We start from the raw sequence: 21,253 nt of genomic DNA, 5'->3' as shown, positions 1-21,253 counted from the left end.
TTAAGTGGCTAGACTTTTTCAATTAAAGCCTCTACAGCAGGAATATCTGCCGGTGCCCAGACTAATGAAGTCAAATGCTCCTTTGGTAGCCAGAGTAAAGTAGCATGCTCACTAGGCTTTGGCTCCCCTGATTTTAAGGATGCACGAACACAAATCAGTTCGATGATGAACGTTTCATATTCATGCACATTACTGTGGAAAACTGATCCTGCATCGATGGCACATCCAAGTTCTTCTTGTATCTCTCTTTCAAGAGCCTCCTGCAAATTTTCATCTACCTCAACTTTGCCACCCGGGAACTCCCACAAATTCGGTAAACTCATCTCATGAGATCGCAGAGCACAAAGCACTTCATTCTGTGCGTTCTCAATAATGGCACCAACGACTTTCACTGTTTTTTTCATCGCGATTATCTCCTTCATTTACAGCTACATGTTATTCTACCACGAATAGAAATCGAATTGTATAGGGTCATAAACGGCCGAATCCCACCATCAAATATGTACAAAATCCGAACTTTTCATCTCATTTAACACAGCTGATTAAAAATCCATTATAGTAATAATTAACTAATATAATACATGTTTTAGGAATTAAAAAAGACTATTAATGCAGTCATATACTACTGTCCTTATTGTCAGATAAGAATCATTCAAATCACAAACACATATGGGCAAACCTGTTGAAAAGCAGGGACGCAAAGCCAAGGGTCTTCATCAGTTTCTGATATGACAGCCGGTTGCAATCAAGGATCCTTATGTGGTGAAAGCAAAAGGGTTCTTTTTTGTCTTTTCACTTCAGTACGTTGCTTGAGTGAAGTGTTTGATGTGAAAGCATGTATGAATCAGCAAACGAAATTCAGGGAGGAATGAAGATGAGGCAGTTGAAAATGAAGTATAAGCTGATCGTGATGTTTGTGGTGACGGGTCTGATACCGGTTTTGGTCTTGGGTTTCCTGCTTTCAAATCGAGTGTCGGATGAACTTGAAATGAATGCATTGAATGAAAACAGTACCTTTTTATCGTTGAAGAGTGCCGAAATCAATGAGTATTATGACGGACGTCGCGGGGACGGGCGGGTACTCAGTGCCACAGCGGATGTATTTGAGGGTCTCGAAGCACTGGAAGAGTTTGGTGCAGGATCTTCCGAGTGGCAGGATCAGTATGTGCATATAGACAGTTTGTTTGAAGTGGCAGTAGAGGAATACGGCTTCCGGGATATTTTTCTGACGGATAATGCGGGTGAAGTGATCATGGCTTCGGTGTTTCAGAATGAACTGGAGGGGAACGATCTGTCGGACCGTGACTATCTGATTTCAAGTCTTTCAGGAGAACAGACATGGTCCGAATTATTCTATTCGGATTTCATCGATGATTACACCATTGTTCTTTCTACGCCGGTGTTCGAAGGCGGGGGTGGCAACCAGGTCGCAGGCAGTGTCAACATCCTGATTGATCAGACGGTGATGGACGGGATCGTACACAACGGGGTGGAAGGACTGGGTGTCAGCGGGGATGCTTACATCGTTGACGAAGACGGTCTCCTCCTGACCAATACCCGCCTCGGGGAATATAGTGAGGATGCAGCAATGAATCGTCAGGTGAATACAGAAATGACCCGGGCATTGACCGAAGCAGTGGCTCAGGGGAATACAGAAGCGACGAATACCGGAATATATGACGATTATCTCGGAAACGCGGTTCTTGGAAGTGGTGGGATCGTAAACGTCGGGGACACGATGGGGGCGCTGATCGTCGAAGTCGATGAAGATGAGGCGATGGCTGCCATGTCTGCCATGTATGGGATGACGCTGACGTTGACAGGCGGTGTGATTGTGATCGGGCTGGCTCTTGCCTTTTATTTTGCTTCTCTTCTCAGCCGTCCCCTCCATACGATCGTCAGTCAGGCGGGTCGGATCGCGGCACTTGATCTCAGCCAGGATATGCCGGAGAAGCTGGTCTTGCAAAAGGATGAAGTCGGCGATATTACCCGGGCTTTGAAAACGATCACGGACAGTCTGAGAGAGACGATTCATGACATCATGACAGCGGCAGAACAGGTGTCTTCCTCCTCGGAAGAACTGACGGCCACCTCAGAACAGTCGGCAACTGCAGCAGAGGAAGTGGCGAAGACGGTGGAGGAAATTGCGACAGGCGCGTCCGATCAGGCCAGGAATACTGAGGATGGCTCAAATAAAGGACTTCATCTCGGTGAGATTATTGAAAAAGACCAGAAATTTATGCAGTCTTTAAATGAAAGCAATGTAAACGTCAGTAATACAGTGCAGGAAGGCCTTGTGATTATCGAAGAACTCGCTGCGATATCGAAAGAAAGTGGCGAAGAAACGAAGAAAGTGCAGGACGGGGTCAGGAATACCCATGAGAGTGCCGTCAAAATCAGTGAGGCAAGCAGTGTGATTGCCAAAATTGCCGATCAGACGAATCTGCTGGCATTGAATGCGGCCATTGAAGCAGCGAGAGCAGGAGAAGCGGGGAAAGGTTTTGCCGTAGTGGCGGACGAGATCAGAAAGCTTGCTGAGCAGTCCACACAGTCGACGATCCGGATTGATGAAATCGTCCAGTCCCTGCAAGGGAATGCGAGCCACTCTGTGGATGTGATGGGAAGGGTCTCCGAAGTACTTCAACTTCAAAGGGAGAAAGTGCATGAGACGAAGGCGAAGTATGATACAATCGCTCAGGCGATGGGTGACAACGAAGCCCGGTTAGCTGAATTGAATCAGTCCGGCAGTGAAATGGAGGCCATGAAAGAGAAGATTCTTGATATCCTTCAGAATCTGGCAGCGATCGCTGAGGAAAATTCCGCATCCACCCAGGAAGTGTCTGCAGCGATGGAAGAACAATCCGCTTCGATCGAAGAGATCGCAAACGCCAGTGAGAGTCTGTCAGAGCTAGCCCAGCATCTGCAGATGAACACGGCCAGGTTCAGATTGTAATGCAACATAGGGTCTGTACCAAGGCTTCAGCAATTGAAAATGACCTTGTATTATCCGATGCTTCCGGTCCCCGGAAGCATTTTCTTATGAGCGAATCCCATGGATGTATGGCGCTGAGGGAGGGATATTTGCTATACTGAGATCAGAGACAATCGTTGGAAGCAAAAGGAGATTAGACTGTGATGAAATCCTATCATGAGTGGCGGCACGTTTTTAAACTGGATCCCGCCAAATCGTTGGACGACGAGGCCCTGGAAGCCATTTGCGAATCGGGAACGGACGCGGTCATCGTTGGCGGAAGTGAAGATGTAACGGAAGACAATACGCTGGAGATGCTGATGCGGGTACGCCGGTATGGGGTGGCTTGTGCCCTTGAGGTGAGCACGATTCAATCGGTGGTTCCGGGATTTGATTATTACCTGATCCCGTCTGTGCTGAACACCCGGCAGGTGACATTCCTGAACGGACTGCATCACCGGGCACTGAAGGAATTCGGTCACCTGATGCATATGGAGGAAGTACTGTCCGAAGGCTTTTGTGTACTGAACCCCGACTCGTCCGTGGCACATGTCACGGACGCGGATACGAATCTCGGTCTGGATGACATCGTAGCCTATGCGAGAATGACGGACCAGCTGTTCCATATGCCGATCTTCTATCTGGAATACAGCGGAGCATACGGTGATCCGGAAGTCGTATCCGATGTGAACGATGTACTGGAGAAGTCGCAGCTCTTCTATGGCGGCGGGATCACCTCCCTGGAGCAGGCCAAGGAAATGGCGGCCCTGGCTGACACAATCGTCGTGGGCAATGTCATTTATGATGATCTCAAACAGGCGCTCAAAACCGTCGATGCGGTAAAGGAACCCTCGGAAAAACGGCAGTCGTGATAACGTCAGGAGAATCGGAGTGCAGACCTCGTCAACGAGCTGCCTCCGATTGTTACGTGGCTGTACTTTTTTCGGGAAACAGGATAAACTTCAAAGAAAGAACAAACGTTTGGAAGGTGATCTGATGAAATCAATGATCGAAGGTTTAAACAAAGAGCAGCAGGAGGCGGTGCGTCATAATGAGGGGCCGCTGTTAATCATGGCCGGGGCCGGCAGTGGCAAAACGCGGGTGCTGACCAACCGGATTGCCCATCTGATCAGTGAAAAAGGCGTTCCTCACTGGTCGATTCTGGCGATCACGTTTACGAATAAAGCGGCCCGGGAGATGAAAGACCGGGTCAAGAAGAACATCGGCGCAGAAGCCGAGGAGATGTGGATTTCCACGTTTCACTCGATGTGTGTGCGCATTCTCCGCAGGGATATCGACCGTATGGGAATCAACCGAAATTTTACGATTCTGGACGGTTCGGATCAGCTGACGGTGATCAAGCGGATTATCAAAGAAAAGAATATCGACAATAAGAAATTCGACCCCCGGGCCATACTCGGGATGATCAGCTCGGCAAAAAATGAACTGAAGACGGCGAAGGAATACGATCAATCGGCAAACGGGTATTTTGAACAGGTGGCATCCACGGTCTATGAAGCCTACGAACGGGAACTGAAGCGTAATCAGGCCCTGGACTTCGACGATCTGATCATGACCACGATCCGTCTGTTTGATCAGGTGCCGGAAGTGCTGGAATATTATCAGCGCCGTTTCCGCTACATTATGGTCGATGAATATCAGGATACGAACCATGCCCAGTACCGTCTCGTGAAGGTTCTCGCGGAGCGGCACCGGAATCTCTGTGTCGTCGGGGACTCGGATCAGTCGATTTACCGCTGGCGCGGTGCGGATATTAAGAATATCCTGTCATTTGAGAAGGATTACCCGGATGCTAAAGTGATTCTGCTCGAACAGAACTACCGGAGCTCCAAACGGATTCTCGATGCGGCAAATCAGGTGATCAGTCATAACACGGGACGTAAGGATAAGAACCTGTGGACCGAAAATGATGGCGGGAAGAAGCTGACCCTCTATTCTGCACGCAATGAACATGATGAGGCGTCTTACATTGTCGGTGAAATTCAGTCGTTGCTGAACGACCGGGATAAGGATCTCCGCCCTTCGGACATCGCGATATTGTACCGGACGAATGCACAGTCCCGTGTCATGGAGGAGCTGTTCGTGAAATCGAATATGGCCTATACGATTGTCGGCGGAACGAAGTTCTATGACCGTAAGGAAATCAAGGATCTCCTCGCGTATTTAAGACTGGTGGGGAACCCCGATGACGACGTCAGTTTCCGCCGGATTGTGAATGTTCCAAAACGCGGGATCGGTGCATCGACCCTTGATAAACTGCAGGCCTATGCCAATGCCAATGATCTGTCGCTCTTTCAGACTGTGGCGGAGATAGAAGAAGTCGGCCTCAATGCACGCTTTACAAAGATGCTCAGGAATTTCCACGAACAGCTGAGCGGCTGGATCAATATGCAGGAGTACGTGCCGGTAAAAGAACTGGTGGATGAACTGCTGGACAAGACCGGTTACCGGGACATGCTGGAGCGGGAAAATACCCTCGAAGCTGAAGGACGACTTGAGAACATTGAAGAATTTCTGACGGTGGCGGCGGAATTTGAAGAGGCCAGTGACGATAAGACCTTGATTGCCTTTTTGACGGATCTGGCCCTGATCGCGGACATTGATAAAGTGGATGAGGAAGAAGAAGTGGAAAAGGTGTTGATGATGACACTCCACTCAGCGAAAGGCCTGGAATTCCCGGTCGTCTTTCTCGCCGGACTCGAAGAAGGGGTCTTTCCGCACAGCCGGAGCCTCATGGAAGAAGACGAGATGCAGGAAGAGCGGCGCCTCGCCTATGTGGGCATTACCCGTGCGGAACAGGAACTGTATTTGACCCGTGCGACAATGCGGACGATTTTCGGCAAGACCAATATGAACCCGGCATCGCGCTTTCTCAGTGAGATTCCTGAAGAACTGTTAACGTCTTCCGGACACGTGGTGGAAAAAAGCACTGCGGAAGATCTGCCCTGGATGAAACGATCCGACGGTCCGGACCGGTATCCTGAGCCAAAGCCGAAACCGAAACACATGGTACCGCGCAGGCGCTCAGTGACTAATCCGGTCACGACGAATACGGGCGGCGGCGAATTTGATTGGAATGTGGGGGATAAAGCAGCCCACAAAAAATGGGGGACCGGCACAGTCGTCAGTACCCGCGGAGAAGGAGAGAATATCGAACTGGATATCGCTTTTCCGGAAATCGGTGTCAAAAGGCTCGCAGCCAGATTTGCCCCGATTACAAAAGCCTAAGGAGCGTGTCGCACAATGACAGAGAAGGAAGACGTGAAACAGCGGATCGATGATCTGACGGATCAGATCAATCACTATGCCCATCAGTACTATGTCCTTGATAACCCGAAAGTGCCGGATGCCGAGTATGACCGGTTAATTCAGGAACTCAAGGAATTGGAAGAAAACCATCCCGATTTGAAACGCATCGATTCGCCATCCGAACGCGTTGGCGGGAAGCCATTGGATCACTTCCAAAAAGTGCAGCATGAAGTGCCGATGCTCAGTCTGTCCAATGCTTTTGATGAGGGGGAGCTGCGGGATTTTGACCGCAGGGTCCGTCAAGGTCTCGGTGCAGATCCGACATACAGTGTGGAACTGAAAATCGATGGTCTTGCGATCACGTTGAAATATGAAGAAGGCGCCTTTGTTCTGGGCGCCACCCGGGGTGACGGATCAACTGGAGAGGACATTACGTCAAATCTGAAGACGATCCCGTCCATCCCGCTGAAACTTCAGGAACCCGTGACGATCGAAGTGCGCGGAGAGGCATTCATGCCCAAATCGTCCTTTAACCGTCTGAATCAAGCCCGGGAGGAAAAAGGGGAAGCACTGTTTGCCAATCCCCGCAACGCGGCGGCAGGTTCCTTAAGACAGCTGGATCCGAAGATTGCGGCGAAACGGAACCTGGATATGTTTGTCTATTCTGTCGGACAGATTGAAGACAAGGAGATTGATTCCCACACTGAATCCCTCGCCTACGTGCGTGATCTCGGATTCAAAATCAACCCCGAAGCCAAGCACTGCAAAGACATTGAAGAAGTCGTCGATTATGTGAACAGCTGGCTCGACCGGCGGAGCGATCTGGAATATGAAATCGACGGGATTGTCATCAAAGTGGACTCCCTGGATCACCAGGAAGAGCTCGGCTTCACTGCCAAGAGCCCGCGCTGGGCCACGGCCTTTAAATTTCCCGCGGAAGAAGTGGTGACGAGACTCATCGATATCGAACTGAGCATCGGCCGGACCGGTGTCGTCACACCGACGGCGATCCTTGAACCGGTTTCTGTGGCAGGTACAAGCGTGCAACGGGCATCCCTTCATAACGAAGATCTGATCCGCGAGCAGGATGTGAGGATCGGTGACCGGGTGACCATCAAAAAAGCCGGCGACATCATCCCGAAAGTCGTCAATGTTCTCACCGGACAGCGGACAGGTGAAGAACGGGACTTCTCCATGCCTGAAAACTGCCCGGCCTGCGAGTCCGAACTGGTTCGGATTGAAGGGGAGGTCGCACTGCGCTGCGTAAATCCCGAGTGTCCGGCACAGGTAAGAGAAGGACTGATTCACTTCGCAAGCCGTGACGCGATGAACATTGATGGTCTTGGGGAGCGTGTGATTACCCAGCTGCACAGTCAGGAACTGGTGCAGAGTGCGGCGGATTTGTACCGGTTGGAGATGAGTCAGGTCATGGCGCTTGAGCGGATGGGCGAAAAGTCTGCGACGAATCTGATCAATGCCATCGAAGCGACGAAAGCCAACTCTCTCGATAAGCTCCTGTTCGGTCTTGGCATCCGCTTTGTCGGATCGAAAGCAGCTAAAACGCTGGCCATGCATTTTGAGACGATGGACCGCTTGATGGAAGCGGATGTGGAAGCACTGATTGAAGTGGATGAAATCGGCGAGAAAATGGCCGATTCCATCGTGCGGACGTTCGAACAGCCGGGCATGCAGAAGTTGGTTGACGAGTTGAAGGAGCTGGGTGTGAACATGACGTACACCGGTCCGAAACAGGCGGAAGCGATCGCCTCTGATTCGCCCCTTTCCGGAAAAACGGTGGTTATTACCGGTGCGATGGAGGCATTTTCAAGAAAAGATGCAAAAGCCATGGTGGAAGCCCGGGGCGGCAAAGTCACCGGAACCGTATCCAAGAAGACCGACCTTCTGATTGCCGGGGACAAAGCGGGCTCGAAGCTGGATAAAGCGGAGGAACTTGGCATCGAGATCTGGGACGAGGCCAGATTTGTCACAGAAACCGCTGAAGATTAATTCCTTCGCCGCTGTTCTTACAGAAAGTATTGTGAGAAAATGGCGAGTGCATGTTAATATGTAATCAATTGGAACAAAGAGATAGGGGAATGACGGATATGAAACAGGGATGGATGATAATTCTTCTTGGGTTGACGCTCTTCATGCTCAGTGGCTGTCTGCAACAGGCAGATGAAGAAGAAGAGCAGGATGTCATCGTGGTGGAAGAGACTGAAGACGAGGAATCCGAAGTGGTGTTTACACCAACCGTGGATTCTGATGATAATTTCTATCGAACGGTGCTTGAAGATGGCACCTACTACCGGAGTGATGCCCGTGGTGTGGTGTCAGATGCGTTTCGAAACCGCGTGGATCTGGACCATTTTGAACGGGGATTGACGGAACTGGCGTCAGGAGTCTATTCGACAGATGAGTATTATTTCACCGAGGGACAGCAATTGTCCGGTGATTTGATCAACAGCTGGATCCGGCGGTATGATCCTGAAATCGAGAATGAGCTGCAGCGTGGACTGAATCCCGAGCTGGCAGGCAGCGACGATGATCCGATGGATGAACGGATGCGTGATGCACCGCTGATGATCTCTCACATTATGGAACATAATTACTGGCGCGGTTCGGAAGAGGAAGGTGCGCAGCTGGACGGGATCATGATCGGTATCGGTTTACGTGCTGTGTATTATTTCAACACCACAAACGAAGATGGTACGATCAATTTCTACGAAGAATCACTGGATGAAAGTGAAGTACAGGAATACGGCAGGGAACAGGCCCAGGTCATTTTGAACCGGTTGAGAAGCCGGGAAGATTTGCAGGATGTGCCGATCTCTTTTGCGCTCTATCAGGAAAAACCCGATGGCGCAGTCGCTCCCGGCGGTTTTACGGCATTCGCGCAAGTGGATGGCGGATCCCTTCAAATCGGGGGCTGGGAAGACATCGATGAAAACTTCATTGTGTTCCCATCGAGCGAAGCCAGCAGTTATGATGCGAACCTGTCCAATCAGATGAGCCAGTTCAGGGAAGAAGTGGAAGATTTCTTCGACCGGAAAATCGGTGCAGTCGGTGTCGGACGCTATAACAATGACATTCTCGAAGAACTGACCATAGAACTCAACCTGCAGTCCCATGGACAAGCGGAGATCATTGCCCTGAGTCAATTCATTTCCGACCGCCTGAACGAAGTGCTCACGGTTCAGGTGCCGATTAAAGTCTATGTCGAATCCATCAACGGGATGGAAGCGATCATCATTCAGCACCCTGATGAGGAACCGTTCATGCATGTCCTGAATTGATCAACATTGTGCAGGACCGTTTTCAGTTAAACCATTCCCGGTCCCGGACAGAGGCAGGAGCCTTCTTCCGGGACTTTTTTTATTTTTCGGGGACCGGATGGACCAATAGCGAAAAAACAGGCACGCAGTCGCTTCTGATGAACCTTTGTTACGTTGCCGGAACAAAGTATCTTTGATATAGTTTTCATTAGGTTGATTTTTCATAAAAGAAGCTGGGAATACACGCCCAGGCGTCTCAATTGGATGGGACGATCATAGAAGGAGGTGTCCTTGGATGACACGCATTACGAAAGAACAGGTTCAGCACGTGGCGGATCTTGCACGGCTGACGTTTTCCGAAGATGAAATCGAATCGTACACGGATCAGCTCGGTAAGATCATCGAATTTTCCGAACAGCTCAATGAAGTGAATACGGACGGGGTAAAACCGACGTCTCATGCCATTGATGTACAGAACGTGCTCCGTGAAGATGTAGTGAAACCTTCCCCAACGAGGAAGGATACGATGAAAAACGCACCGGATCAGGCAGACGGACAGTACAAAGTTCAGTCAGTCCTGGATTGAAAAAGGAGGAAGCTATGGAACAGTCAGTAAAGACCCTGCACGATCAACTGCGAAATGGTGAAACGACGGTCCGCAAAATCGTCGATGCCTCCATCGCTAGGATTAAGCAAGTGGATCAGGAAATCGGCGCTTTTTTGCGCATTGATGAGCGCGCTGCCATTGAACAGGCCGAAGCGCTGGATGAGAAACTCGAACTGGGTCAGCTTTCAGTGGATGATGCCCTGTTTGGCCTGCCCGTCGGGATTAAGGATAATATTGTAACAAAAGGCATGAAGACGACGTGTGCGTCACAGCTTCTGGCCAATTTTGAACCGGTTCATAACGCAACCGTTGTCGAGAAGCTCGCGGCCCAGAATGCGATTACCGTCGGGAAACTGAATATGGACGAGTTCGCCATGGGCTCATCAAATGAGAATTCCAGTTACCATCCGGTCAAAAATCCGTGGGACATCACCCGGGTTCCCGGAGGCTCCAGCGGTGGCTCTGCGGCGGCAGTTGCTGCAGGCGAAGTGCCTTTTGCCCTTGGCTCAGACACCGGCGGATCCATCCGTGAGCCTGCAGCTTATTGCGGGATTACCGGAATGAAACCTACATACGGAAGGGTTTCCCGGTTTGGCCTGGTCGCTTTTGCCTCCTCGCTGGACCAGATCGGTCCGCTCACGAGAAGTGCTGAGGACAGTGCCCTTGTGCTTCAGGCGATTGCCGGACACGATGACCGGGATTCTACCAGTGCCAATGTGCCGGTACCGGATTTTTCGAAGGATTTACGAACAGGTGTGGACGGCCTCAGAGTCGCTGTCCCGAAAGAATATTTCGGGGAAGGCGTGGATGAGGGCGTCACCGAACAGGTGAAACTAGCGATTGCGGAGCTTGAAAAGCAGGGAGCTGTCTGTGAGGAAGTCTCCTTGCCCCACTCCAAATATGCCACTGCCGCTTACTACCTGATCGCTTCTTCAGAAGCATCCGCGAATCTGGCCCGTTTTGACGGCATCCGTTACGGCGTGCGTAAAGAATCCGACAACCTGCTCGATACGTATAAAAAATCCCGCAGTGAAGGTTTCGGGGATGAGGTGAAACGCCGGATTATGCTCGGAACCTTTGCACTCAGCTCCGGTTACTATGATGCTTATTACGATAAAGCCCAGCGCGTCCGAACGCTCATCAAGCATGACTTCGACAAGCTGTTCGAAACGTATGACGTCATTGTCGGACCGACCGCACCGACGGTTGCCTTCAAGATCGGGGAACAGGTGGATGATCCGTTGACGATGTATGCCAACGATATTCTCACGGTACCGATGAACCTGGCCGGCGTGCCGGCCATCAGTATCCCGTGCGGCTTTTCAGACGATATGCCTGTCGGTTTTCAGATCATCGGCAAGCATTTTGATGAGCCAATGATCTTCCGGGTGGCACATGCCTACCAGGAGGCGACGGATCATCATCTGAAACAACCGTCACTGAAAGGGGGCGCTGCCAAATGAGCCAGTTTGAAACAGTCATCGGACTCGAAGTCCACGTTGAGCTGAAAACAAACTCGAAAATCTTTTGCGGCTGTTCCACATCATTTGGAGCTGAGCCGAATGCCAATACATGCCCTGTCTGTCTCGGGCATCCCGGTGTCCTCCCGGTGCTGAACCGTCAGGCCGTGGATTATTCCATGAAGGCCGCCATGGCCATCAACTGTGACATTGCGGACGTGACGAAGTTTGACCGCAAGAACTATTTCTATCCGGACAGCCCGAAGGCCTATCAGATTTCTCAATATGATCAGCCGATCGGTGAGAACGGGTACATTGACATCGAAGTGAACGGGGAAACAAAACGCATCGGCATCACCCGTCTTCATCTTGAGGAAGATGCGGGGAAGCTGACTCATGTGGAAGGCATCGACAGTCACACACTCGTCGACTATAACCGCGTCGGTACGCCACTTGTGGAAATCGTCTCCGAACCGGATATCCGGACACCCGAGGAAGCCTATGCGTACCTGGAAAAACTGAAAGCCATCATTCAGTATACGGAAGTCTCTGACTGTAAGATGGAAGAAGGATCCCTTCGCTGTGATGCGAACATTTCCATCCGGCCTTACGGACAGGATGAATTCGGTACAAAAACCGAACTGAAGAACCTGAATTCATTCGCACACGTGCAAAAAGGGCTTGAGCATGAAGAGAAGCGGCAGGCGGAAGTGATCAACGGCGGAGGTGAGATCCTGCAGGAAACCCGCCGTTACGATGAAGCAACGAAAGGGACCATTCTCATGCGGGTCAAGGAAGGATCGGACGATTACCGTTACTTCCCTGATCCGGATCTGGTGCAGTATCACCTGGACCCGGAATGGCAAAAACGGGTGCGCCAGTCGATCCCTGAACTGCCGGACGCCCGGCAGAAGCGCTATGTATCCGAGTTGGACCTTCCAGCTTATGATGCAGGTGTCCTGACCCAGGAGAAGGCCATGAGTGATTTCTTTGAACAGGCGATCGCTGTCGGTGGACCACCAAAGCAGCTTTCCAACTGGCTCATGGGTGAAGTGAATGCCTATCTGAACCAGAACGACAAAGAGATCACAGATGTCCCGATGACACCGGAAGCGCTCGTCTCGATGATTGCCATGATCGATAAAGGGACCATTTCCTCGAAGATCGCCAAGAAGGTCTTTAAGGAACTGATCGAAAAAGGCGGTGATCCGGAGAAGATCGTCAAGGACAAAGGCCTCGTTCAGATCAGTGACGAAGGTGAGATCCGCAGCATGGTAAATGCTGCTTTGGATCAGAATCCGCAGTCCGTGGATGATTTCCGGAACGGAAAAGATAAAGCGATCGGCTTTCTCGTCGGTCAAGTGATGAAAGCGTCCAAAGGAAAAGCCAATCCGCAGATGGTAAACGAGCTATTGGCAGAAGAAATCAAGAAACGCTGATCTTATCACCCCTGTCCCCAGTGGACGGGGGTTTTTGGCGCTATATGCCTGTCCCTGGCGGTTGAACCTGTTTATCAGTGTGTTACAATGACAAACATGTGTGAAAAACAAGAATCCTGTACAGACAGGTTCAATACCGGGAAAGGCAAGTGATTTTCAGTATGCAATTTTTCAGTAAGTTATTCAGCATGATCGGACTCGCCATCGGTGTGATCGCCCTCGTGACATTCGGTCTTTCGTTTATACCGGCTTTGGAGATTCAGATACAGTCCATGACCGCATTGATCTGGTTTGCCGGAGGTGTGTTTCTCTGGATCATTCCCCTTCAGGTGATTGATGCGATGAAGATGATCCGGATTCAACGAAGAGTCCGGCGCATTATTTACCCGTATCTGGTGAATGCCATTCAAGTCGGCGCATTCGTCTACTATACCGTTCAGCTTGAAGCGAGAGTGACCGGGATCGTGTTCTCCGGGCTCGGTCTGGTATTGTTCTCCTTTGCCATTGTGCTTATTTCAAGGGCCGTTTACAGCTGGATCGCGCGGCGGGTTGCCGGTGAAGTCCGCCCCAGAGTCAGGGTGCAATAATCAAGAAATAAGCCGAAAATGGCAAGGATAGGCTGAAAACAGCAGATGGAGGGAGCTAATCCCTCCTCATTAAATATTCTGAATATTTACAATACATAGTTTCTTTTATATACTACATGTACAGCAATCAAAAGCATTGCTGGCAATATCCATAGAAGAGGAGGGCAGACCGTCAAAAATCAGCAACCATCACACAGAAGGATGTGAATCCGATGACGTAGCGTGAGCGAAGCGGATGAATGCATGGATCCGCGGGTTCGAACGAAATGCGCATCACGAGATGATTGCAAAGGAGATGGTTAACGAAAGTTATGATAAGTGATATAGGAAGTTAAGCGGCTCATCGAATCCTTAATTGAAGGACGATGAAGCCGCTTTTCATTTGTCTGCCCGGAAGGGGCGGGGCAATTCCTTTTCAGCGGCCGTTAAACCGTGTATACTGAACATGGAAATAACGGGAAAACGAGGTGGACGTATGAAACGGGCACGGCTGATTTATAACCCGTCATCGGGACGGGAACATGTGAAAAAATATCTTCCATACATATTGGAAACCCTGGAGAAGGCAGGCTACGAGGCATCTGCCCATGCGACAACCGGAAAAGACTGCGCAACCCGGGCTGCCAGAGCCGCTTGCGACAGACAATTTGACCTGATCGTCGCTGCCGGTGGTGACGGCACCATCAATGAAGTGGTACAGGGCATGGTGAACCAGCCGCACCGGCCGGCGCTTGGCATTCTCCCCGGCGGGACGACCAATGATTTTGCCAGAGCCCTGAATTTACCGAAGAGTATACCGGATGCGTGCAAGGTGATCGTCGAGGGGCGTAAGGTCACTGCCGACGTTGGGCAGGTAGGTGATTCCTGCTTCATCAATATTGCTGCAGGGGGAACCCTGACGGAGCTCACGTATGAAGTCCCGAGTCGTCTGAAGACGATGATCGGGCAGCTGGCTTATTACGTCAAAGGCTTTGAAAAACTGCCGCGTATCAAGCCGACAGCGGTGAAAATATCTTATGACGGAAAAGTTTTCGAAGGAGAAATCATGCTCTTTCTTGTGGCGAACACCAACTCCATCGGCGGTTTTGAGAAGCTGGCACCGAAAGCCACGATCAACGATGGGAAGTTCGACCTGATGATTTTGAAGAAGACCAATCTGGCCGATGTTGTTCGGGTCGTCACCTCGGCCCTTCGTGGCGAACATATTACCGATGACCGGGTGATCTACACACAGGCGGCGGAAATTGATATTCAGGCAGGGGAAGAGATGCTATTGAACCTGGACGGGGAATACGGCGGGAAGCTGCCGAGCCGGTTTGTGAATCTCCATCGTCATATCGATCTTATGCTTTCAAAAGAACCCTTGGCATGTCTTGGCGAAAAGGATCTGAATGACGAAAACGACTGACCGGGGGAATTCATAGCAACAACAAAAGACCCGCCACCGGCGGGTCTTTACATGTTCTGATCCGTTTTATTCAGCCTTGGCTTCTTTCTCTTTCTTCAGTTCCTTCATGTAATAAATGAATGCTGCACCACGGAGGAGCCCTTCAAGATTTTTCTTATCCAGCAGGCTGATGCCTTCGTCTGCCCGCTCCGTCTTGGCCCCGGTGTAGTTGGCAAATGTCGACGTGAAATTATGAGCGGCGGTTCCTGTGTCATGAATGATGTCGAAGATCGGGTTGACCTTCTGCATTTTTCCGTGTACATCCACCAGCGTTTCGTTCGTGTTGTGCAGGATGACCGTGACTTCCCCGGTAATTTCACCGACGCTTTTGTTTGCTGTTTCCACTGTTCCTGCCACATTCCCCAATGTGAGTGCGAGATTTTTCATAACCGGAATCAAAATGATCACCAGTCCCGCAAATCCGAGAGACAGGATAAATACGCCTATACCTAACCAATCCATATGTATCACCTCATTTAGTATTTTGGCTGCCGTTCATCACAGCAGCATGATTCATCCATTCACGTTACGCGGCATCAGCTCAGCTACGGGGTGTCCTGATATTGCTCCACTTCGTTTAACAAGTTACCGATCCATTCCCCGATCAGTGGCATGTCCACCATTTGTGCGAGGATGAAGAACAGAATGACGAGAAAAATCGCCGTTCCCACGGTCAAACCGACACCTCTTGCCACACCGGCAAGCAAGTTGGTTTTGATCACTTCTTTTTTATTCGTGAAGTGATAAGCCATGTCCTTCAATCGACCCTTTGTGGTCATATCCTCAAGCTTATCGAGCAAGGCCTCAAAGCGTTCATTTTCTTCGTGCCGCTTTTCATCACCACGGCTCGACGACGGGATTTTTTTCTTTTCCTGCTCTTTGGACACTGTCATACATGAATCCCTCCATTTTATCGCTAATGGAGTACTATTCCCTTCATTTTCTATTTTAAACGATTGCGATGGGAATGACCATGTATTTTTACAGATTTGTTTGAGAGTTTGAGCTGGTCCTGTTCAAAGATCTGCTTCATCCTTGAAAAGGATTTCAATTTCCGCTCAGGTTATGCTAAACTGAACATATCAAATACAAAGGTCTGACATCTTACGTGGAATCATGAAACAAAATAAGTATTTAATTGGAAGGGATGAAGAACATGAGTCAATCCATTGCAAAAATCATCGATCACACTCAGTTAAAACCGGAAACAAAAGAGGAACAGATCGTCACCCTCTGCGCGGAAGCGAAGGAGTACCAGTTTGCATCCGTCTGTGTGACGCCGACCTGGGTCAAGAAATCCGCAGAACTGCTGAAAGGTTCCGGTGTGGACGTTTGTACCGTAGTCGGTTTTCCCTTGGGTGCATCAACACCGGAAGTGAAGGCCTTCGAAACGAAGAATGCCATTGAAAACGGCGCAACGGAAATCGATATGGTCCTCAATATCGGCGCGTTGAAAGACGGCGACGACGAGCTTCTCGAGCAGGATATGAAAGCCGTAGTGGAAGCGGCAAAAGGCAAGGCCCTGACGAAAGTCATTCTTGAAACATGTCTGTTAACAGACGAAGAGAAAGTCCGCGCCTGCGAAATCGCAGTAAAGGCAGGGCTCGACTTCGTCAAAACCTCCACGGGCTTCTCCACAGGCAATGCCACCGTGGAAGACGTTGCCTTAATGCGTAAAACCGTGGGTGACAAAGCCGGTGTGAAAGCTTCCGGCGGTGTTCGGAGCCTGGAGGACGCGGAAGCGATGGTCAAAGCCGGGGCTACCCGGATTGGTGCCAGTGCCGGTGTGAAAATTGTCAAAGGCGAAGAAGCAAAAAGCGATTATTAATTCTCTGAACCCCGGTTTCCGATTTGAGGAATCGGGGTTTTTCCTGTGCTATACTGAAAATGGATAACGTGATGAGGAGATGATCAGTTTGATTGATTTACGCAGTGATACGGTGACAAAACCTACGGATGTGATGAGACGTGCGGCTTTTGAAGCTGAAGTGGGCGATGATGTGTACGGGGAGGATCCGAACGTCAATGCCCTGGAACAGGAAGCGGCGCACATGCTGGGGAAAGAAGACGCGCTGTTTGTCACCAGCGGTACCCAGGGAAATCAGATTGCCGCACTGGTCCACTGTCAGCCGGGACAGGAAGTGATCCTTGAAGCAGATTCCCATATTTTCTTGTATGAAGGGGCGGGCATCTCCGCTCTTGCCGGTGTGCAGCCACGAACGATAAAAGGGGAGCGGGGCGCGATGAACCCCTCTGATGTGGAAGCCGCGATCCGCGGGGACGATATTCACTTTCCGGAAACCGGAATGATCGCCATTGAGAACACGCACAACAAAGCAGGCGGGGCAGTGGTGCCTTTGAGTAACATGTGGACCATTCATCAATTGGCAAAAGCATATGATATCAAAGTGCATCTCGATGGGGCCCGGCTGTTCAATGCGGCAGTGGCTGCAGGAGAACCGGTGAGTGCATTCGCAGGGTACACCGATACGGTCCAGTTCTGCCTCTCCAAAGGACTGGGCGCACCTGCGGGCTCCATCATTGCCGGATCGGCGGACTTTATCAAACAGGCCAGAAAATGGCGAAAACGCCTGGGCGGCGGGATGCGCCAGGCAGGTATTTTGGCGGCACCTGCACGGGTGGCCCTTCGTGATCATGTGACGCGTCTTGCAGACGATCACCGGCTCGCGAGACAACTTGCGACGGGTCTGGATCAGATGACAGGGCTCAGTGTGACGAACCAGGTGGATACGAACATCATCATGGTGGATGTCTCGGAGAGCGGGCTCTCCAATGAGGACTGGATCAATGGCTTGAAGGAACGGGGGATTCAGGTCGGTGCCATGGGACCGGGCGTACTCCGGTTCGTGACACATCTGGATATTCATGAAGATGACATTGAGTTAACGGTCGTGCCGGCGATCCGTCAATTGCTGTCGGCTAACGGGGGATTGTGATGACAGTGTAAATGACAGGACAGTCACTCTAACTGCTGAGGCGGTTGGCGTGGCTGTTTTTTTGATGAATCTGCCGTCAACGCTTTCCTCAATAACATCAGTGCGAAAGTGCAAATCGTCACTGAATGGACAAAGGCGGTGTTTTTGTAAGCAGGAATTCTTCATCACGGGTTGTTTATATAATAGATTGATTATATAATGGAAACACTATATAACGATGAGGTGATGTAAATGAACCATCCGGATTTAACGAGCCAGACGGCCATGTATAAGATGCTTTCAGATGAAAAGCGGCTGCATATCCTCCGTTTTTTAAAGGTTGGCGGATTGTGCGTCTGCGACCTGGAAGTCCTGTTGGAGATGAGTCAGCCGGCAGTGAGCCAGCACTTGCGTAAGTTAAAACAGACAGGATTGATTACTTCCCACCGCCATGACCAGTGGCAGATTTATACATTGAATGAGGGGTACGGGCATTATGATCAGCTCCTTTCGATATTGGACAATTTGCCATCGGCGAAGGAGCAGGTGGATGAGATCACAGCGAGCGGCATCCGTTCCCGCTGTTCGATTGAAATCACCGAGATCCGCTTTCTTGAAAAAAGAAAATAAGTAAATCCAGTGACAACTCTCCTGAAGGGTTGCATTTCATCCAGACAGATCATATAATTGAAATTGCATATAAGAGATTGATTATATAAGGAGGAACAATCACATGAAAAATAAAGTAGAGATTTTTGATCCGGCACTTTGCTGTCCAACAGGGGTTTGCGGAACGGATGTGAATCCCGAACTGACCAAAATCGCGCGTCTTGTATCCGTACTGAGCGGAATGGGGTACGATGTGAAACGCTATAATCTTGCCCAGGAAGCGATGCATTTCTCAACGAACCCGGACGTGATCAAACTGATGGACACAGAAGGTGTGGAAAGCCTGCCCGCTGTTGTTGTTGACGGGGAACTGGTCTTCAGTGGACGTTATCCGACAATTACGGAATTTGCCCAATGGTTTGAAATGGAAGACAGCGAACTTCGTGAAAAAATGAAAACACCGAAAAAAACGTTGAATATGCTTTAAGCAATAAAAAGAAAGGATGATTGAAATGCAAATTACAAACGAAGCGAAAATGTTTATTACGGAACAAATCGAGAGTAATGAAGCAAAGAATATCAAGATCTTTCTCGCAGGTATGGGGTGCTGCAGTCCCCAGATTGGCTTGTCCCTGGACGAACCATCCGCAAACGATGAAATCGTGGAGGTAAACGGAATTCAGGTGGCCATCGAGCAGCAAGTCAGCTCGTATGTGACCGATCTGACTTTCGATGTTCGTCACGACGAAAACGGCACAGGGATCGTCATTCATGATCCGTCGCCTTCCTGCTGATCCAGAGACATTCACTGAACTTTTTTACTGAGAAGAAACAACTTCGCCACATTGCATAGATAGTAAAAGGAGGCACCACAGCCATGAAACGACTCATGCCACAGGATATTGTGGATACAAATTATTTATTTTTCACCGGAAAAGGCGGCGTTGGTAAGACATCCGCCGCTTGCGCAACAGCGATGTCCCTTGCGGATCAGGGGAAGAAGGTACTGATTGTCAGTACCGACCCTGCATCAAATTTGCAGGACGTTTTCGGCACCACCCTTGCCAATGAACCGGCACCGGTACCCGGAGTGGACAACCTGTTTGCCGCGAACCTCGATCCCGAAGAAGCCGCAGCCACCTACCGGAAAAAAATGATCGATCCCTATAAAGGCACACTGCCGCAAGCCGCCCTCGACAGCATGGAAGAGCAGCTGTCCGGCGCTTGTACCGTGGAGATCGCTGCATTTGACGAGTTCTCAAGCCTGTTGGCGAACGAAGAAGCGACAGCGGATTTCGATCACATTCTCTTTGACACGGCTCCGACGGGGCATACCTTGAGACTGCTCCAATTGCCAAACGCCTGGAGCGATTTCCTTGAAGGCAATGAGAACGGTGCATCCTGCCTCGGGCCATTGGCAGGTCTTGCGGACAAAAAAGCCCTCTATCAGAAAACCGTCGAGGCCCTTGCAAACGGGGAGCGGACGAAACTGATTCTCGTTGCCCGTCCCGATGAATCGACCCTGATTGAAGCGGGTAAAGCAGCGAAGGAACTGGGGGACATCGGGATTTTGAATCAGATGCTTGTCATCAATGGCGTCTTTGAACGAACGTCCGAAGATGACACGGCGATCCAGCTGGAAGCGAAGCAGCATGAAGCGTTAAAGGCGATCCCGGCATACTTCGACGACAAGCCGACGTTCACGTTACCGCTGGTGCCGTATAATCTGACCGGTTTCCAGGCACTGCGTGACCTGTTTGACCGGGATGCTTCACAGCTGGTGGAAGACATTCCACCTGTCGAGCCGATGAATCTGCCTGCCATCAGTGAGATGATCGACGAATTGTCCGCCAGAAACCAGGGCGTATTCATGACGATGGGCAAAGGCGGCGTAGGCAAAACCACCGTCGCAGCTGCCGTCGCAACGGGACTTGCCGGACGGGGGCATAAAGTGCTCCTGACGACAACAGACCCGGCGGCCCATGTGGACATGGTGATGGATCATGATGCGCTGGAAGGATCACTCTCTGTCAGCCGGATCGATCCGAAGGTGGAAGTGGAGAATTACAAAGCCCAGGTCCTGAACAACGTCAGTTCTGAACTGAATGAAGATGAGCTTGCTTATATTAAAGAAGATCTGGAATCGCCGTGTACCGAAGAGATCGCCGTGTTCCGTGCCTTTGCAGAGACCGTTGATCAGGCAAAAGATGCCTTTGTGGTGATTGACACCGCCCCAACTGGTCACACGCTGCTGCTCCTTGACGCGGCACAGTCCTACCACAAGGAAGTGGAACGGACTCAGGGTGATCTGCCGGAATCAGTCAAACAGCTGTTACCAAGACTTCGTAACCCTGAAGAGACTTTCATCAGTCTCGTTACCTTGCCGGAAGCCACGCCGGTTTACGAGGCAGGGCGTCTTCAGGAAGATCTCAGACGCGCACAGATTGAACCTGCCTGGTGGATCATCAATCAAAGCTACCATGAAACGGGTACAACAGATCCAGTGCTTGCCGGACGCGCGTATGCGGAACGGAAATGGATCAAGGAAGTCAAAGAAAGCTATGCTAATAAAACCTGCATCATTCCTTGGCAGGCAGATCAGATAAAAGGGCTGGAAAAACTGAAAGCCCTGACGAAATAAATCCGGTAACA

Annotated in this window: 19 protein-coding genes and 1 riboswitch; of the genes, 16 read left to right on the top strand and 3 right to left on the bottom strand. The window is 50.5% G+C overall.

The window, feature by feature from the left end:
- Positions 1-8: 8 nt before the first annotated feature.
- Positions 9-404: a (deoxy)nucleoside triphosphate pyrophosphohydrolase gene (locus BBEV_RS12980; protein ID WP_069365852.1), complete on the bottom strand. Its 396-nt coding sequence runs from the start codon at positions 402-404 to the stop codon at positions 9-11.
- A 258-nt stretch (positions 405-662) separates the two neighbouring features.
- Positions 663-747, top strand: a riboswitch (cyclic di-GMP riboswitch).
- A 127-nt stretch (positions 748-874) separates the two neighbouring features.
- Between BBEV_RS12980 and BBEV_RS12975 the strand changes: the two genes are divergently transcribed.
- From BBEV_RS12975 to BBEV_RS12925, 10 genes are all read left to right on the top strand, one after another.
- A complete protein-coding gene (locus BBEV_RS12975) occupies positions 875-2,953 on the top strand; it encodes a methyl-accepting chemotaxis protein (RefSeq protein WP_069365851.1) in 2,079 nt (692 codons plus the stop codon).
- A gap of 182 nt (positions 2,954-3,135) precedes the next feature.
- Positions 3,136-3,843, top strand: a complete 708-nt coding sequence (gene pcrB / locus BBEV_RS12970; RefSeq protein ID WP_069365850.1) for a heptaprenylglyceryl phosphate synthase — start codon at positions 3,136-3,138, stop codon at positions 3,841-3,843.
- A gap of 124 nt (positions 3,844-3,967) precedes the next feature.
- Positions 3,968-6,220 carry a DNA helicase PcrA gene (gene pcrA, locus BBEV_RS12965; RefSeq protein ID WP_069366745.1) on the top strand — a complete coding sequence of 751 codons (2,253 nt, stop codon included), beginning with the start codon at positions 3,968-3,970 and terminating at the stop codon, positions 6,218-6,220.
- 15 nt (positions 6,221-6,235) lie between these two features.
- Positions 6,236-8,248 (top strand): NAD-dependent DNA ligase LigA, encoded by a 2,013-nt coding sequence (gene ligA, locus BBEV_RS12960; RefSeq protein WP_069365849.1) that lies wholly within the window; start codon positions 6,236-6,238, stop codon positions 8,246-8,248.
- Between the two features lie 98 nt (positions 8,249-8,346).
- Positions 8,347-9,537, top strand: coding sequence for a CamS family sex pheromone protein (locus BBEV_RS12955; RefSeq protein ID WP_198155004.1), 1,191 nt, complete (start codon positions 8,347-8,349; stop codon positions 9,535-9,537).
- Positions 9,538-9,811: 274 nt separating this feature from the next.
- The gene (gatC, locus tag BBEV_RS12945) at positions 9,812-10,102 is read left to right on the top strand and encodes an Asp-tRNA(Asn)/Glu-tRNA(Gln) amidotransferase subunit GatC (RefSeq protein ID WP_069365846.1); all 291 of its coding nucleotides are present in this window, start codon (positions 9,812-9,814) and stop codon (positions 10,100-10,102) included.
- Positions 10,103-10,116: 14 nt separating this feature from the next.
- Positions 10,117-11,586 carry an Asp-tRNA(Asn)/Glu-tRNA(Gln) amidotransferase subunit GatA gene (gene gatA, locus BBEV_RS12940; RefSeq protein ID WP_069365845.1) on the top strand — a complete coding sequence of 490 codons (1,470 nt, stop codon included), beginning with the start codon at positions 10,117-10,119 and terminating at the stop codon, positions 11,584-11,586.
- Positions 11,583-13,022, top strand: coding sequence for an Asp-tRNA(Asn)/Glu-tRNA(Gln) amidotransferase subunit GatB (gene gatB / locus BBEV_RS12935; RefSeq protein ID WP_069365844.1), 1,440 nt, complete (start codon positions 11,583-11,585; stop codon positions 13,020-13,022). Before gatA ends, gatB begins: the two co-directional genes overlap by 4 nt.
- Positions 13,023-13,183: 161 nt before the next feature.
- Positions 13,184-13,609 (top strand): hypothetical protein, encoded by a 426-nt coding sequence (locus tag BBEV_RS12930; protein WP_069365843.1) that lies wholly within the window; start codon positions 13,184-13,186, stop codon positions 13,607-13,609.
- Positions 13,610-14,084: 475 nt separating this feature from the next.
- Positions 14,085-15,017 (top strand): diacylglycerol kinase, encoded by a 933-nt coding sequence (locus BBEV_RS12925; protein ID WP_069365842.1) that lies wholly within the window; start codon positions 14,085-14,087, stop codon positions 15,015-15,017.
- A 66-nt stretch (positions 15,018-15,083) separates the two neighbouring features.
- Here the strand turns inward: BBEV_RS12925 and BBEV_RS12920 are convergent, their stop codons facing one another.
- Both BBEV_RS12920 and BBEV_RS12915 read right to left on the bottom strand, forming a co-directional pair.
- Positions 15,084-15,518, bottom strand: a complete 435-nt coding sequence (locus tag BBEV_RS12920; protein WP_069365841.1) for a DUF948 domain-containing protein — start codon at positions 15,516-15,518, stop codon at positions 15,084-15,086.
- A gap of 83 nt (positions 15,519-15,601) precedes the next feature.
- Positions 15,602-15,949 carry a DUF5665 domain-containing protein gene (locus BBEV_RS12915; protein ID WP_069365840.1) on the bottom strand — a complete coding sequence of 116 codons (348 nt, stop codon included), beginning with the start codon at positions 15,947-15,949 and terminating at the stop codon, positions 15,602-15,604.
- Between the two features lie 263 nt (positions 15,950-16,212).
- On the opposite strand from BBEV_RS12915, the gene deoC reads away from it, so the two are divergent.
- From deoC to arsA, 6 genes are all read left to right on the top strand, one after another.
- On the top strand, positions 16,213-16,884 hold the full coding sequence (gene deoC / locus BBEV_RS12910; RefSeq protein WP_069365839.1) for a deoxyribose-phosphate aldolase: 672 nt from the start codon (positions 16,213-16,215) through the stop codon (positions 16,882-16,884).
- Between the two features lie 88 nt (positions 16,885-16,972).
- Positions 16,973-18,013 (top strand): low-specificity L-threonine aldolase, encoded by a 1,041-nt coding sequence (gene ltaE / locus BBEV_RS12905; RefSeq protein WP_069365838.1) that lies wholly within the window; start codon positions 16,973-16,975, stop codon positions 18,011-18,013.
- 231 nt (positions 18,014-18,244) lie between these two features.
- Positions 18,245-18,622, top strand: coding sequence for an ArsR/SmtB family transcription factor (locus tag BBEV_RS12900; RefSeq protein WP_069365837.1), 378 nt, complete (start codon positions 18,245-18,247; stop codon positions 18,620-18,622).
- A gap of 103 nt (positions 18,623-18,725) precedes the next feature.
- Entirely contained in the window at positions 18,726-19,088 is a 363-nt protein-coding gene (gene arsD / locus BBEV_RS12895) for an arsenite efflux transporter metallochaperone ArsD (protein ID WP_069365836.1), read from the top strand.
- 25 nt (positions 19,089-19,113) lie between these two features.
- Positions 19,114-19,395: a hypothetical protein gene (locus tag BBEV_RS12890; protein ID WP_069365835.1), complete on the top strand. Its 282-nt coding sequence runs from the start codon at positions 19,114-19,116 to the stop codon at positions 19,393-19,395.
- An 83-nt stretch (positions 19,396-19,478) separates the two neighbouring features.
- Positions 19,479-21,242 (top strand): arsenical pump-driving ATPase, encoded by a 1,764-nt coding sequence (gene arsA, locus BBEV_RS12885; RefSeq protein ID WP_069365834.1) that lies wholly within the window; start codon positions 19,479-19,481, stop codon positions 21,240-21,242.
- Positions 21,243-21,253 lie beyond the last annotated feature (11 nt).

The organism is Salisediminibacterium beveridgei (assembly GCF_001721685.1).
Lineage (GTDB): Bacteria > Bacillota > Bacilli > Bacillales > Salisediminibacteriaceae > Salisediminibacterium > Salisediminibacterium beveridgei.
Note: the sequence above shows the minus strand (reverse complement) of the source record. Positions and strands in the feature narration are given on the sequence as shown.